Source organism: Nocardioides sp. cx-169, assembly GCF_021083605.1.
GTDB lineage: Bacteria > Actinomycetota > Actinomycetes > Propionibacteriales > Nocardioidaceae > Nocardioides.
The window spans coordinates 50,213-64,487 of record NZ_JAJNRO010000017.1; the positions used below are offsets into that span (position 1 = coordinate 50,213).

General features: G+C 73.4%; 11 protein-coding genes and 1 tRNA gene. 5 read left to right on the forward strand and 7 right to left on the reverse strand.

Going from position 1 to position 14,275, the window contains the following annotated elements; translation table 11 throughout:
- Positions 1-2 precede the first annotated feature (2 nt).
- Positions 3-986, forward strand: coding sequence for a sulfotransferase family protein (locus LRP67_RS19600; RefSeq protein ID WP_231271822.1), 984 nt, complete (start codon positions 3-5; stop codon positions 984-986).
- On the opposite strand, the gene LRP67_RS19605 is transcribed toward LRP67_RS19600, so the two are convergent.
- The 6 genes from LRP67_RS19605 to LRP67_RS19630 are packed head-to-tail and all read right to left on the reverse strand — an operon-like array spanning position 983 to position 9,531.
- Positions 983-3,631 carry a stealth conserved region 3 domain-containing protein gene (locus LRP67_RS19605; RefSeq protein ID WP_231271823.1) on the reverse strand — a complete coding sequence of 883 codons (2,649 nt, stop codon included), beginning with the start codon at positions 3,629-3,631 and terminating at the stop codon, positions 983-985. The genes LRP67_RS19600 and LRP67_RS19605 overlap by 4 nt on opposite strands.
- Positions 3,628-4,296, reverse strand: coding sequence for a hypothetical protein (locus LRP67_RS19610; protein ID WP_231271824.1), 669 nt, complete (start codon positions 4,294-4,296; stop codon positions 3,628-3,630). The genes LRP67_RS19605 and LRP67_RS19610 overlap by 4 nt, the downstream gene beginning before the upstream one ends.
- Positions 4,293-6,980: a stealth conserved region 3 domain-containing protein gene (locus LRP67_RS19615; RefSeq protein ID WP_231271825.1), complete on the reverse strand. Its 2,688-nt coding sequence runs from the start codon at positions 6,978-6,980 to the stop codon at positions 4,293-4,295. Before LRP67_RS19615 ends, LRP67_RS19610 begins: the two co-directional genes overlap by 4 nt.
- The gene (locus LRP67_RS19620; protein ID WP_231271826.1) at positions 6,977-7,813 is read right to left on the reverse strand and encodes a hypothetical protein; all 837 of its coding nucleotides are present in this window, start codon (positions 7,811-7,813) and stop codon (positions 6,977-6,979) included. Before LRP67_RS19620 ends, LRP67_RS19615 begins: the two co-directional genes overlap by 4 nt.
- Before the next feature lie 28 nt (positions 7,814-7,841).
- A complete protein-coding gene (locus LRP67_RS19625; RefSeq protein ID WP_231271827.1) occupies positions 7,842-8,384 on the reverse strand; it encodes a hypothetical protein in 543 nt (180 codons plus the stop codon).
- On the reverse strand, positions 8,377-9,531 hold the full coding sequence (locus LRP67_RS19630; protein ID WP_231271828.1) for an ATP-dependent DNA ligase: 1,155 nt from the start codon (positions 9,529-9,531) through the stop codon (positions 8,377-8,379). Before LRP67_RS19630 ends, LRP67_RS19625 begins: the two co-directional genes overlap by 8 nt.
- Before the next feature lie 163 nt (positions 9,532-9,694).
- On the opposite strand from LRP67_RS19630, the gene LRP67_RS19635 reads away from it, so the two are divergent.
- The 3 genes from LRP67_RS19635 to LRP67_RS19645 all read left to right on the forward strand — a co-directional run bounded on the left by LRP67_RS19635 (position 9,695) and on the right by LRP67_RS19645 (position 10,760).
- Positions 9,695-9,997 carry a hypothetical protein gene (locus tag LRP67_RS19635; protein ID WP_231271829.1) on the forward strand — a complete coding sequence of 101 codons (303 nt, stop codon included), beginning with the start codon at positions 9,695-9,697 and terminating at the stop codon, positions 9,995-9,997.
- Positions 9,965-10,046, forward strand: a tRNA-Gln gene (locus tag LRP67_RS19640). The genes LRP67_RS19635 and LRP67_RS19640 overlap by 33 nt, the downstream gene beginning before the upstream one ends.
- Positions 10,047-10,178: 132 nt before the next feature.
- Entirely contained in the window at positions 10,179-10,760 is a 582-nt protein-coding gene (locus tag LRP67_RS19645) for a hypothetical protein (protein ID WP_231271830.1), read from the forward strand.
- Positions 10,761-10,838: 78 nt separating this feature from the next.
- Here LRP67_RS19645 and LRP67_RS19650 read toward each other — a convergent pair whose 3' ends face one another.
- The gene (locus tag LRP67_RS19650) at positions 10,839-12,743 is read right to left on the reverse strand and encodes a fibronectin type III domain-containing protein (RefSeq protein WP_231271831.1); all 1,905 of its coding nucleotides are present in this window, start codon (positions 12,741-12,743) and stop codon (positions 10,839-10,841) included.
- A 178-nt stretch (positions 12,744-12,921) separates the two neighbouring features.
- Between LRP67_RS19650 and LRP67_RS19655 the strand changes: the two genes are divergently transcribed.
- Positions 12,922-13,902, forward strand: coding sequence for a hypothetical protein (locus tag LRP67_RS19655; RefSeq protein WP_231271832.1), 981 nt, complete (start codon positions 12,922-12,924; stop codon positions 13,900-13,902).
- The last annotated feature ends 373 nt before the right edge of the window (positions 13,903-14,275 follow it).

Sequence of the window (14,275 nt, forward strand, 5' to 3'; positions counted from 1 at the left end):
GCGTGACTGAGACCCGCCGCCGCGTGCTGCTCGTGACCGGGTCCGGACGGAGCGGGACCAGCACGGTGGCGGGCGCGCTGTCCCGGCTCGGGCTGTTCGTCCCCCCGCCGCTGGTCGAGGCCGACGAGACGAACCCGCGCGGCTTCTATGAGTCGCAGTGGGTCGTCGACTTCCACAAGGAGCTGCTCAACCGAGCCCCGGTGCGCACCATCGACGCCCGGCCGGAGGCCGCAGCGCTGGCGGCCCGCGCCGCGGCCGACCCGCAGGCGCGCGAGCGGCTGGTGGGCTGGCTCGCCGAGCAGGACGTCCATGCGCAGGTGCTGGTCAAGGACCCGCGGGCCTTCTGGCTGCACGACGTCTGGCGGGCGGCCGTGCCGGAGACCGGCCGCGAGCTGGCGTTCCTCACGATGCTGCGGCACCCGGTGGAGGTCGCCGGCTCGCGCGACTCGGCGTACCTCGCCGACGAGGCGGAGGGCTTCCGTCGCCAGCGCGCGACGGCCAACGTGGCGGCATGGGTCAACGGCGCGTTCGAGACCGAGGTCGCCACCCGCGGTGAGCGGGCGTTCGTCCGCCACGTCGACCTGCTCGCCGACTGGCGCGGGGCGCTGGGCCGGGCGGCCGAGCAGCTCGAGCTGACCCTGGACCCGGCGGGCGACGCCGCCGTCGACGACTTCATCGACACCCGGCTGCACCGGGCCCGCACCGACTGGGACCAGCTCGACGTGCCCGACGAGCTGCGCGACCTCGCCGAGCGGGCCTGGGAGCTGATGAACGCGCTGGTCGACAGCCCCCAGGACCGCGCCGTCGCCGAGGAGCTCGCCGGCCTGCGCGAGCGCTACGCGCGCCTGCACGACCACGCGGTCGCCATCGCGATCGACCATACGAAGGCCCGCGAGGCGCACGTACGGCGCACGGTGCGGGCCAACGTCGAGCGCGAGCTCGGCGCTCGGACCCAGCCCCGCCGCGGGCTCTTCCGCCGCTCCTAGAGCGGCCGCTCCCACGGCGCGGGCACCGGCACGTAGGCCTCGAGGGTCTCGGCCACCATCTGGTCGACGACCTCACGCGGCCGCGCGAAGTGGTGGTGGTCCCCGAGGCAGAAGGAGTCCTGCTCGCGATCGAGCAGCCGGGTCAGCCGCCGTTTCACGTCGGGCACGGTGAGGTTGACGAAGGTGTAGTCGATCTCGCCGAGGTAGGCAGTGCCGGTGATCAGCCCGTAGTGCTGGGCCAGCGAGCTGAGCAGCGACACGTCGGTCTCGGAGCGGAACGGCGAGCGGGCGGTGGCGGCCACCGCGTCGGCGAACCGATCGGTGATCTCCTCCAGCACCGAGACCCGGTGCGCGTACGGCGCGTGCAGCAGCGTGCGGGTGGTGGTGACGCCGAACGCCTCCTGCAGGAGCCGGCGGTTGTTGGCGGCGGCGTGCAGGTAGGGCAGGTCGTCCTGACCGGGCAGCCCCACGACGCCGCTGGAGGGGAACACCGCGCAGGCGCCGGCGGGGGAGAACCACCGCTCGGGCCGGGTCGGCCGGCCCAGGACCATGTCGTCGTTGAGGTAGAGGAAGTGCTCGGCCAGCCCATCGATGCGGTGCAGCGCGGTCTCGATGGCGTGCGAGCTGAACGTCGGCAGCGCCTCGGGCGGCAGCAGCTCGCGGTGGTCGACGACGTGGACCATCGGGTGCGAGGCGTCGAGCCATGCGGGCACCTGCCCGGCGGTGACCAGGTGGATGCGCCGCACCCACGGCGCGAAGAGGTGCACGCTGCGCATCGACGCGCGCAGCTCGCCGCGCTCGAGGTAGCGCGCCTGCCCGCTGGCGGCGGGGCTCTGCACGGCCTGGTCGGTGGCCTCGGCGAGCCGGCGACGCCGGGCGGTGTCCCACTCGGGATCGTTGCCGTCGACCCAGGTGTAGACGACGTCGACCGGGAAGCGGCACTCCTCGGGGGTCGGACCGACCATCGCCTCGAAGGTCGGCACGTCGACGCCCTCGACCCGGGTGCGGGAGGTGGCGGCGCCGCGCGGCACGTGCGTGGCGAAGCGCGCCGGGCCGGGCGTGTGCAGCTCCCCGTCGGCGTCCTCCTCCCAGAACTCCACGCGCAGCCCGCAGCCGGCCAGCAGCGACGGCCGACCGCCCGTGCTCGGCCACGGCTCGACCATCAGCACGCTCGTGCGCCCGCGCCGCAGGGCCGGCACGATCTCGCCGGGCGTGCCGCGCCGCTCCGGCCAGCCCCGCAGCTCGGGGTCCACCAGTGAGAGGTACGGCGCGAGGTCGCCGGCGGCCAGCGCGTCCAGGAACGCCCGGCGGGCGCTCATCGGCACCACCAGGACCGTCTCGTCGGCGTGCGGGGGGATCACGAACCAGTCGTCGCAGACGGCCGCGGCCGCCGAGCTGGCGGCCCGCAGCGCCTCGGACCGGGCCTGGGCGGGGGTGACCCCGGGGGCCGGCGCCGGTGGCGCCGCCACGGCCGCCGCACGGCGTGCGCGCAGCCGCGCCGTGCCCCGGCTGGACGTGTCGTGGTGCTTGACGGTGGTCTCGTAGATCTCGCGCCACCGGGCGGTGATGACCTCGACGTCCCAGGTGGCGGCCTTCGCCAGCGCCGCCTCGCCGAGCCGGTTGCGCAGGTCGCGGTCGGTGGCCAGGCGCAGGAGCCCCGCGGCGAGCGCCGGCTCCGAGCCCTGCGCGACGAGCAGCCCGTCGACGCCGTCGTCGATGATCGCGCGCGGGCCGGAGGGGCAGTCGAACGAGACGACGGGCACGCCCGCGGCCATGGCCTCCTGGAGCACCAGCGGGAAGCCCTCCGAGCGCGACGTCAACGCCGAGATCGACGCCTTGGCCCACTCGCTCGCCATGTCGGTCGTCGGCCCGGGCAGCTCGACGCGGTCCCAGAGCCGGTGCTTGCGGACCGTGCTCATGATCTCGAAGCGGGCGGTGCCCTCACCCAGGATGCGCAGCCGCCAGTCGGGGATCCGGTCGGCGATCGTGGCGAACGCGGAGACCAGCCGGGGGTACTGCTTCTCGCCCATCAGCCGCCCGGCCGCGACGATCAGCGGGGTCTCGAGAGTCGAGCGCGGCCGGTAGCCGGGAGGCACCGCGTTCGGCATCACCACCACCCGCGGCGCGTTGTCGCCCAGCTGCTCGCGCAGCCACACGGCCATGGGCTCGCTCAGCATCGCCACGACGTCGGCGCGCGGGCCGAAGGTCAGCAGCGGCTCGAGGCCGGCGACGCGCTGCGAGGAGGAGCGGTGCTCCTGGTGCACCAGCGCGGTGCGCGAGGGGACCAGCTGGGTGGCCAGCGCGAGCAGGGCCGGGGTGACCGTGACGAGGACGTCGGCGGTCACGGTGGGCAGCGCCGCCTCCAGCGCGACCTCGGCGAGCGCGTCGAGTGTCGGGTCCCACTCGGCGCGGTTGAGCAGCGGCGGCGCCCCGCGCAGCGGCGACTCGTCCTGGTCGCCGGTGAGATCGACCAGGTCGTGGACGGGGATGCCGGGCGCGAGCGGGAAGTGCGAGGTCTCGGTCTCGCGGTAGACGCTGTAGACCTCGACGTCGTGGAAGCGCGCCATCGCGCTGGCCTGGGTCGCGATCGCGCTGGCGGTGCCGCCCATGTCGTGGATGCTCGGCACCAGGTAGGCGATCCTCATCGCTCCTCCTCGGCGATGCTGAGCCGACCCTCGGGCAGCCAGCGGAGCCGTCCCGTGCGGGTCGCGGGCAGCGCGACCGCGAAGTTGGGTCGCTTCAGGTCGCGCTCGCGGCGTACGACGGGCAGCAGTCGGCCGCCGGTGCGGACCGCGAGCCGCCCGGGCGGCAGGTCGGGCCGGACGAGTCCGTCGGGCCCCACCGCCGTCGAGCCGACCACGCGCTCGTCGTGCACGGACACGAGCTCGGCCCCGGCGTCGACGGACAGGCGCAGCAGCGCGCCCTCGTCGTCGCTGGACAGGGCCGTCACCGGCACGACCGGGTCGGTCGCGGCCCGGAGCACCCGCAGCCGCCCGTCCGCGGACTCCACACGCAGCTGCCAGCGGCCGTCGCGGGTCGGGGGCACCTTCGTGGGGCCCGGCAGCGGCCCGCCGCTCCACTCGACCGGCGACCCGTCGAGCGCGAACGTGAGCACCACCTCGGGCTCGGCAGAGCCGGCGAGCAGGCCGGCCAGGTCCACGCGCGCCGTCGCCAGACCGGCGTCGTGCTCGGTCGGCAGGGCCTGCTCCCCCCCGGGCAGCCCGCGCACGGTGAGCGTCGCCCCGGGTCGCGCGGGCACGGCGAGCCAGAGCCGCTCGCCGTCGAGGATCCGGGCGTAGACCGCCCTCATCCGCCGCGCTCCCACGGCGCGGCCACCGGGAAGTAGGCGGGGTACCACTCCTGCAGCAGCTGCACGAGGCGCGACTGGGGCAGCGCATGGTCGTGGTGGTCGCCCAGGCAGATGAAGTCCTGCTCCCGGTCGAGGGCCTGGTCGAGCTGGCGCTCGACGTCGGCGTTGGCCAGGTTGATGAAGGACAGCTCGGCCGCGCCGACGTACGACGAGCCGGTCAGGAGGCCGTAGTGCTGGGCCAGGGAGCTGAGCATGGAGACGTCGGTCTCGGAGCGGAACGGCGAGCGGGCCGTCGCGGCGACCGCGTCGGCGAACCGCGCGCTGACCTCCTCCAGCACCGACACCCGGTGCGGGTGGGGGGAGTGCGCCAGGTTGCGCAGGGTCACTGCGCCGAAGGCGTCCTGCAGCAGGGCGCGGTTGTTCCAGGCGGCGCGCAGGAAGGGCGGCGATCCGGGCAGGTCGCTCAGCCCGATCGTCGTCTTGGAGAAGAAGGCGGCGTTGAGCCCGCCGGGGCTGAAGAACGTCTCCGGGTGGGCCGGCCGGCCCAGGAAGACGTCGTCGTTGAAGTAGACGAAGTGCTCGGCCAGCCCCTCGATGCGGTGCAGCGAGGTCTCGATCGCGTGCGAGTTGAAGGTCGGCAGCGCGTCCGCGGGCAGGATGTCGCGGTGGTCGACGAGGTTGATCGCTGGGTGCGCGGCGTCGAGCCATTCCGGCACCTGCCCCGCGGTGACCAGGTGGATGCGGCGCACCCAAGGCGCGAAGAGGTGGATGCTGCGCAGGGAGTAGCGCAGCTCGTCGCGGTCGACGAAGCGGGCGCGACCGCTGGACTCGCGGGTCTGGGCGGTGCCGGTGGTCTCGGCCAGGCGGCGCTCGCGGGCGGCGTTCCACGCCGGGTCGTTGCCGTCGACCCAGGTGTAGACGACGTCGACGTCGAACGCGCACTGCTCGACGCTGGGCGCGGCCATCAGCGGCAGCGTGCGGACCGCCACCCCGTCGACCTCGTGCTCGACGGCGGCGACGTCGTGCGGGATCCGGTCGGCGTAGCGGTTGCGTCGGGGCGCCAGTAGGTCGCCGGAGGGCGAGGACTCCCAGAACTCCACGTCGACCGAGCAGCCGTGCGCCAGCACGGTGGGGCTGCCGTCGTGGGTGGGCCAGGGCTCGATCGCGACCACCGAGGTCATCCCGCGGCGCAGCTCGGTCGCGAGCTGGGCGAGGGATCCGCGCCGCTCCGGCCAGCCGCTCAGGCCCGGGTCGCGCAGGCAGAGGTATGCCGCCGCGTCGGCCGCCGCGAGGTGCTCGAGGAAGTCGCGCCGGGCGGCCATGGGCAGCACGACGGCGGTGGGCGCCGTGTGGTCGCCTGGCACCACCAGCCACTGCTCGGTGCTCTGCCGGGCCGTCTCGACGGCCAGGGAAAGCGCGGCGTGGCGGGCCTGGGCAGGGGTGACGTCGCGGACCTCGGCGACGGGCGCTCCGGTCGTGCGGCGCCGCGCCGGCCTGGCCAGCGCCCGCGCCGTCAGGCGGCCGCGGCCGGCGCGGCGGGCGCGGGCGTCGGCGAACAGGCCGTGCCAGCGCTCGGCGATCGACGTGGCGGCGTACTGGTGCGAGGTGCGAACGCCACCCTCGCCCAGGCGGGCGCGGAGCTCGGAGTCCTGGGCCAGGCGCAGCAGCGCCGCGGACATCCCGGAGATGCTCTCGGGGCCGACGAGCAGGCCGTTGCGGTCGTGGTCGATGAGCTCGCGGGGCCCCGAGGCGGAGTCGAAGCTGACCACCGGGACGCCGGCGGCCATGGCCTCCAGCGCCGACAGCGGGAAGGCCTCCGTGCGCGAGGTGATGGCGCAGATCGAGGCCTTCGCCCACTCGCCCGCCATGTCGGTGTGGTCGCCGGGCAGCTCGACGCGGTCGAAGAGCCCCCACTTGTGGACCTGGCGCACGATCTCGCCGCGCTGGGAGCCCTTGCCCCAGATGCGCAGGCGCCAGTCGGGGATCTGGTCGGCGATCTCGCCGAAGGCCTGCACCAGCTTGGCGTACTGCCGGTCCGGGGCCAGCCGGCCGGCCGCCATGATCGTGGGCTGGTCGAGCCGGGAGCGAGGCGCGAAGCCCAGGGGCAGCGGGTGGGGGACCACCGCGATCTCGGGGGCGAGCTCGCCGAGACTGCCGCGCAGCCACTCGGCGGACGTTTCGGAGAGCACCGCGACCACGTCGGCCAGCGGCGCGTACTTCAGCAGCGCCTCGTTGCCGGAGCGCATCTCGACGAGCGCCCGGTGCTCCTGGTGGACCACGACCGTCTGGTCGGGCAACAGCTCGATCGCCGCCGCGAGGAGCGAGCGGCTGACGGTCACGACGACGTCCACGTCGAGGACGGGCAGCGCCGCCTCGAGGGCGACGTCGTCCAGGGCGGTCAGCCACGGGGTCAACGCCGACGTGCGCTGGAAGAGCCGCAGGGCCTGGGGCTCGGGCGCCAGCCCCGGCTCGACGGTGGTAGGAGCCTTCGGGTCCCGCAGGTCGACCAGGTAGCGGGGGCGCAGGTCCGGTCCGAGGTCGAAGTGCGGGCGCTCGAGCCTGCGGTGCAGGGCCACCACCTGGACGTCGTGGTCGCGGGCCAGCGTGCGCGCCAGCGTCGTCACGACGCGCGCCGGTCCGTTGTGCCGGTCGATGTCCTCGACCAGGAAGGCGATCCGCATCATGCGGCCCCTCCCGTGCGCTGGTCGAGCCACACGCCCAGCAGTCCGTCGGGCGTCACGCGCACGCGCGCGGCCTCGCGGTCGCCGTCGAACAGCGCCGGCAGGATGACGCCGATGCCCGGCCGGCTCAGGTCGTGGCGCCGGCGCCGGACCGGCAGCCCACCCACCAGCACGCGGGTCTCCGCGGGGACATCCGGCGGTAGGTCGGCCAGGGACAGGTCTGCCAGCGACAGGGTGGCCTCGAGCAGGCCGTCGCGGGTCGGCGACATCGGCCGCTCCAGGAGCGAGCCCGTGTCTCCGACGAGCGTGAGCACCGGCTCGGGCACGGGGTCGGTGGTCAGCACGAAGCTGTCGCCGGCCAGACCCACCCGTCGCAGCAGCACGGTCTCCGGCTGCTCGACGCGGGTCAGGCGCAGCGTGCCGTCGTCGAGCCGGCCGAGGTCCCAGCGGTACCGGCCGTCCTCGGACACCGGTGTGCGCACCAGCGAGTCGTGCGGCAAGGGGGAGATCCACACCGGCCGGGCCCGGCCCCCGCTGCCGGGGACCAGCACGGCGTCGTACGACGCCCCGGCGAGGCCGGCGAGGTCGACGCGGATCGACCGGTAGGCGGGGTCGTCGTCGTCGACCTCGCTGCGCAGCGAGACGACGTCGCCTGAGTCGGTCTCGCGCAGGGCAAGCGAGCCGGGCGCGGCGTCGATCGCCAGCCAGAGGTGACGCCCGTCCAGCACGCCGGCGTACGCCGCCGCCGGACGGCCGCGCGGCGGGCGCGGCGGTGGCGGGGCTGCGTCGTCCGCGGCGGCGGGGGCGTCGACCGTTCGACGGAGCGGGAACCTCACCGGGCGATGCTATCCACGGCGCGCGCGCTCAGATGCCGGTGACACCCTCGCCGGTGCCGCCGGCCTGCTCGTCGAAGGTCTCGCGCTCGAGCAGGTGCAGCACCGGGACGCCGATCTTGCGGCGGGCGCGGCTGGTCCAGTCGAGGTGGAAGAACTCGGCCACCACGTGCGGACGGGTCAGGATGATCGCCTCGCGCCCGTCCACCTCGGTGACCTTCGCGGCCAGCGCGTCGATGGGCGGGTCGCTGAACACGGTGGCGCTGCCGACGATGGCTCCGGCCGCCTGCAGCGCCGCCACGGTGCTGTGCAGCTCGCGCGTGGAGCGGTCCTCGCAGTCCTTGCGTACGGCGTCCAGGTCCACGTCGCTCATCGCCATCGCGGGGGAGGCCAGCATCTCGCCGGCCGACAGCGAGCCCATCGACGCCTCGAGGCGGGCGGCGGCGTCCTCGAGCGGCAGCAGCACGTGGTAGGTCACCGGGTCGTCCAGCCCCTCGTGGAGCGAGCGCACCTGGGCGGCGTCGGCCGCGGTCAGCTCCTGCTCGACGAGCAGCACGACGTCGTAGTCAGCCATCTGTCTCTCCCCTGGAGTCGTCGGGTCCCGAGCCGGTCGGGACCCCACGGAGCACAGTAGCGAGGTCGTAGCGCACCGGCTGCTCCAACTGCTCGTAGCCGCACGACTCCGGGTCGCGGTCGGGCCGCCACCGCGTGAAGTGAGCGGTGTGCCGGAAGCGGCGACCCTCCATCGCGTCGTACTTCACCTCCAGCACGCGCTCGGGCCGCAGCGGCGTGAAGCTCAGGTCCTTGCCCGCGCTCCAGCGGCTCTGGGTGCCGGGCACCCGGTCGGGATTGGCGATCGCCTGCGCCGACTCCGGGCCGGCCCAGGCCGACCACGGGTGCTCGGAGATGTCACACACCAGCGGCTGCAGCTCCTGGAACAGCTCGGCGCGCCGGGCCTCGGTGAACGACGCGCTGACGCCGACGTGCTGCAGATGGCCGCCTGCCCACAGGCCGAGCAGGAGGCTGCCGAGCAGCGGCCGATCCGGGGTGCTCGTCTTGTGCTCGCGGTAGCCGCAGACGACGACGTCGGCGGTGCGCTCGTGCTTGACCTTCATCATGGTCCGGCCGTTCGGCGAGTACGGCGCATCGAGCGGCTTGGCGATCACGCCGTCCAGCCCGGCACCTTCGAACTGGGTGAACCACTCCTCGGCCACGGCCGGGTCGGTCGTGGTGCGGGTGAGGTAGCAGGGCCCGGCCAGGTCGCCGAACGACTCCTCCAGTGCCGCGCGCCGCTCCCGCAGCGGCCGGTCGACGTACGAGGTGTCGCCGAGGGCGAGCAGGTCGAAGATGACGAGCCCGGCGGGCGTGGTCTCGCTCAGCAGCCTGACCCGGGAGGCGGCCGGGTGGATGCGCTCCTGCAGCACCTCGAACTCCAGGCGGTCGCCGTCGGGGGAGATGCTCGCGACGAACAGCTCGCCGTCGACCACGCACCGCTGCGGTAGCTGCGCCCTGACCGCCTCGACGACCTCGGGGAAGTAGCGGGTCAGCGGCTTGGTGTTGCGGCTGGCCAGCTCGACCTCGTCGCCGTCCTTGAACACCAGGCAGCGAAAGCCGTCCCACTTCGGCTCCAGTTGGACGTCAGGGAGCAGCGCGAGCGCCTTCTCCAGCGTGGTGGTCTTCGCCAGCATCGGTCGGATCGGCGGCATCACCGGAAGGTCCATGCGCCGATACTCTCACCGGGTGGATGCTGATCGCCTCGGTGAGTTCGACCCTCGAGCTCGCCTCCGGCCGTACGCTCCAGGCGTTCAGTTAGCCGCCTGCAGGGACTATCGCGCGGCCATCCGGCCTCCGCGTTGATTGCAAGGCCAGGGCCTCGGGGGAGAGTTGCTGCTCGACGCGCTGCAAACGGTTGTCGCGGCGGCGCATGCTGCGGGCGGGCGCCTCGTGGTTGTGGACGCCGTCCACGAGCGCGCGCTGAGCTTCTACGAGCGCTATGGATTCATCCGGATCGGACGGACATTGCGGCTCTACCTGAAGGTGACGCGCATCGAGAGCTCGCTGAAAGCCGCCGGCCTGACTTCTTGCCTGCTCTCAGGAGCCGTCGCCGACCACCGCCCGCCGGTGAGACGGCCGCGCTATATCGTCGTGCCCCTATCCCCGGTTGGTCTGCCGGCAGGGCCCGCCTGACTTTGAATCAGGACTAGCGACGTAGGTTCGACTCCTACCCGGGGAGCCAGGCGCACACAGGCGGCTACGCCGCCTGATCGGCGACCGTTTCGCCGACCGGCTATCGGGGCAGAGCCCTGTCAGGGTGCGCACGGAAGGTCGCGCCCCCATGAGTCCGACCAGATCGAGTCGAGGACCTGCCATGTCTCACAGTCCACGGCGTCAGGTAGCGACGCTGATCTCGCTGCTCGCCCTGTCCGGTCTCGTCGCCTGTGGTGACAACGAGCCTGGGGATGGGCCGGCGGCCGGCGGTTCGCCCTCGGCCGATGGCCTCACCACGCCCGGTAGCGCGCTCAGGGTCGGTGAGACCGCGACCGTCACCCGCGATGGTGCGGGCGAGGTCCTGGAGGTCACGATCACTCGGATCGACGAGGGAAGCAGCAGCGACCTGGCCGGCCTGGGCCGCCCCGCGTCAGCCCGGCAGACACCGTTCTTCGTGCACTACGAGCTGAGGCACGTGTCGGGCGACTCGCCTTACCTGCCCATCCACCACTTCCTCTCGGCCTGGGCCGGCGACACCCAGCTGGACGGGCTGGCCATCTTCGAGCCCTTCCCGCTGTGCCAGGAGGAGACCTTCCGAGCCGACGTCGCCGCGGGCACCACCGTCGAGGGCTGTGCCACCTATCTGAGTGGCAAGGGCGAAGCGCCACTCGACCGGCTTCAGCTCAGCTACGGCGACGACTACGACGCCTTCGACGGCCACCAGATCACCTGGGAGCGGTAAGGGCACCGTCGACGAAAATGCGACGGAGGCTCCGCATCCCCCCCATGAAGACGCGGAGCCACCGTCGCGGCGCAGCCCCTAGCGCTTGACCTTGGCGGTGGGGTTGCTGGTCTTCGTGGTGGGCCGGTAGCCGGGCTTGGTCCCGGTGACGACCACGCGGATCTGCTTGCCGGCCTGAGCGGCCTTGAGCTTCAGTGTGCTGGCGGTGGCGCCCTTGATCACCTTGCCGTTGGCGGTCCAGCGGTAGCTGAACGCGGTGCCGGGGGTCCAGGCGCCGGTCTTGGCGGTGAGCTTCTTGCCCACCTTCGCCGCTCCCGTGACGCTCGGCATCCGGGCGACGAGCGTGCCCTGCACGATCTTGCCGCCGAGGGAGCCGTACACGGTGACCGGTGCGAAGCCGGCCTTGGTGCCCGTCACCTGGACGTAGATCCGGCGCCCGAGGTGCGCCTTGGTCAGCGTCAGCGAGGAGGACTTGGAGACGACCTGGTCGCGGTCGTTGGTCCACACATAGCTGAGCGTGGTGCCCGAGGTCCACGACCCGGTGTTGGCGACGGTGAGCTTCGAGCCGACCGCGGACTTGCCACGCACGGCGATCCGGGACGGGGCCGCGACGGGGGCCTTGACGGTGACCGTCGTCGTGGCGGCGGCGGAGGTGAACGCACCGTTGCTGGTGGCCAGGCTCACCGTGTAGGTGTGGCCGACCTCGAGGTCCTGGAGCTCGTAGTCGCTTCCGTAGGCGACGTCGACGACCGGCTGTCCGCCGGCCCGGTCCTGCACGGTGATCGGGTAGGTGAGCGACTCGGGGTCGACCCCGCCCACGTCCGCGGGCGGGGCCCAGGTGACGGTCACGGAGCCGGGAAACTCCTCGTCGGCCGTGGCCGTGAGGCTCGTGGGCGCGCCTGGCGTCTCGATGGCGTGGACCCGGTTGACGGTGCTGCCGTCCTCGAGCTGGTCCTGTCCCGCGACGTAGATGCGGCCGCTGGGGGCGACCTCGACGACGCCGACCGAGGTGCTGCCGGGCAGGGTGCTGCCGGGGGCCGGGTTCTCCTCCGTGTAGGACTCGAGAGCGTCCACGTCGTGGGCGGACACCCAGTGGCCCGAGAGGTAGACGGTCTTGCCGTCGGGCGACACGTCGACCGCCGAGAGCTGGCCGGCGCCGAGCGGGACGTAGCGGTCGACGCCGGCGCCGATGATGTTCAGCCCGTAGTCCGTGCCGTCCTCGCCCGCGTGGGCGGTGACGGCGTAGGTGAGGCCGCGCGCCTCGTCCACGTCCAGGTCGGTGATGAAGCCGCGGTGGTCCTCGTCCGGGCCGAGCACGATGCGCTCGCTGACCCCGGCTGCCGTGATCGTGCGCAGGGTGGGAACGTCGCCGGACTCGTCGTAGTCGGTGGCTCCGAGGACGAGCGACTCGGTGCCTCCGGCGCCGGGCAGGACCTCGAGGTGGTTGGCCTGCAGGTTGCCGGGGACCTCGGTCGACAGCGAGCCGCCCGACACGGCCGTCCTACTCATCCCGGTGTAGGCGACGTAGGCGCCGGCGGCGCCCGCTGCCAGGGCGTAGGGCCGACCCTCGACCGTGACGGTGTCCGTGACCTGCATGGTGGCGGCGTTCACGGTCCACAGCGTGTTGGCGGGCCAGCCCCCGTCCGGCCGGCTGCCGAGCACGTACAGGGTCCCGCCGTCGGGAGTGGCGCTGATCTGGCCCGCCTCGGTGTCCGCGCCGAGGCGGACGGAGGCGCCTGACCCGATGGCCTCGACGCGGGCCTCGCGCTCCTCGCCGGACCCGTCGGTGTCGATGTCCCCCACGGCGTAGACGTCCGACGCGGTCGTCACCAGGTCGAGCGGCTGGAAGCCGATCGTGCGCGGGAGCCCGGTGGGCTCCGCGGCGTGAGCCGTGCCCGCGCAGGCCAGCCCTGCGGTGAGGACGGCGGCCGTGGCGAGCCCCGCGGCGAGGCGGCGCGGCGGGTGCGCACGATGAGCGAGCATGGAGGGTCCTTCCAGAGATGACGTGCTTGTGACACGGATCTTGCTGGCCGAAGCCCCGCGATGGGTGTCCGAAACCGGCCATGGCAGCGATCGGCCTGGCCGGTTCCTGTCATGGCAGACGACGGCCACCCGAGGGTCGCAATCGACGGCTTTGCTGGCGGCATGTCACGATCACCCCATGTCTCTCGACCGACTCGGCGGTTCCCCCGACAGCCAGGCGTTCGAGCTGCTGGGGATCGGCTTCCGGTCGCGGGCGCGCACCGTCGCGGAGCTGGCGGCACTCGCCGTGCGTGAGGAGACCGCCGTACGACAGGACCTCGAGCGGCTCCAGTCCGACGGCTACGTCGCGGTCCAGGGCGACCAGGTGCGCTACACCGCGCCCGAGGAGGTCGTCGCCGACGTCGTACGCCGCCGGTCGAGCGACCTCAGCGCCGAGGTCCTGCGCCGGCTGGCGGACCTGGCCGAGGTCGTGGGCCAGCTGCCGGCCCTCGCGCGCGAGTGGGACACCGGCGAGGCCGGCCAGCAGCTCGCCGACGTCGACGTCTTCCACGGCCCCGAGGCCGTGGTCGAGCTCTGGCACGTCAAGCAGGCGAAGGACCCCTCGCTGCGCACCGACGTGGTGCTGCCCGACGCCGCCCCGCTCTATGTCGCAGACCCGGCCATGCAGCGCGTCTGGCACGAGGCGACCCAGGGCGAGGGCCGCCACGCCCGGGTGATCGCCTCGCTCGCCGACGGGACCCATCCCGCAGCCCAGGAGCGCATCGCCCAGGAGATGGAGGCCGGTGTCCAGATCCGGCTCATGGCGGACCCGCCCGGCTGGTTCTGGATCACTGATGAGACGACCGTCGCGCTGCCCCTGGTGTGGGGGGAGCGGTGGCCCACCTCGGTGATGTCGGTGCGCAACCGGGCCGTCGCCGGCATGGCGAGCTGGATGTTCGAGCGCATGTGGGAGCGAGCGGTGCCCGTCCACAGCGGCGCCGCGACCTGGGACCCGCTGCTGACCCTGATGAACGGCGGCGCGACCCTCGAGGCGGCGGCACGGGCCCTCGGCATCTCCGAGCGCACGGGGCGGCGCCGGCTCTCCGAGGCCATGAGCCACTTCGGCGTCGGGTCGATGCTGGAGCTCGGTGTCGCCTGGGGAGCCGTTCGTCCGCGCTGAGTCGACGTCCCTCATTTGAGGGATGGCGGGTGCACCCGCTTCGGTATTGCGTGTCGCGGGGGAGGTAGGAGCAGGCCTCGATCATCGGAGACACGCATGAGGAAGCTCGTCAGGAACATGACCCACGCGACCACGGCGGTGCTGGTCGCCACCCTCGCTCCGGCAGCCCGCAGGCTCCGGGTGCCGCCACGCGGCACGGACGCTGCACCCGCTACGCGGACGGTCTGACGTCGATCGTCGACCTCGGTGCCGACCGCGGCTCGGTCTTCGGGCCAGGGGCGCTGTCCAAGATCCGCTGACGCGCGCAGCCCGCGTCCGCAGACCCGCTCCTCTCGGCGGCACGCCGCAACCCACCACTGCCAGGACCGCGAGG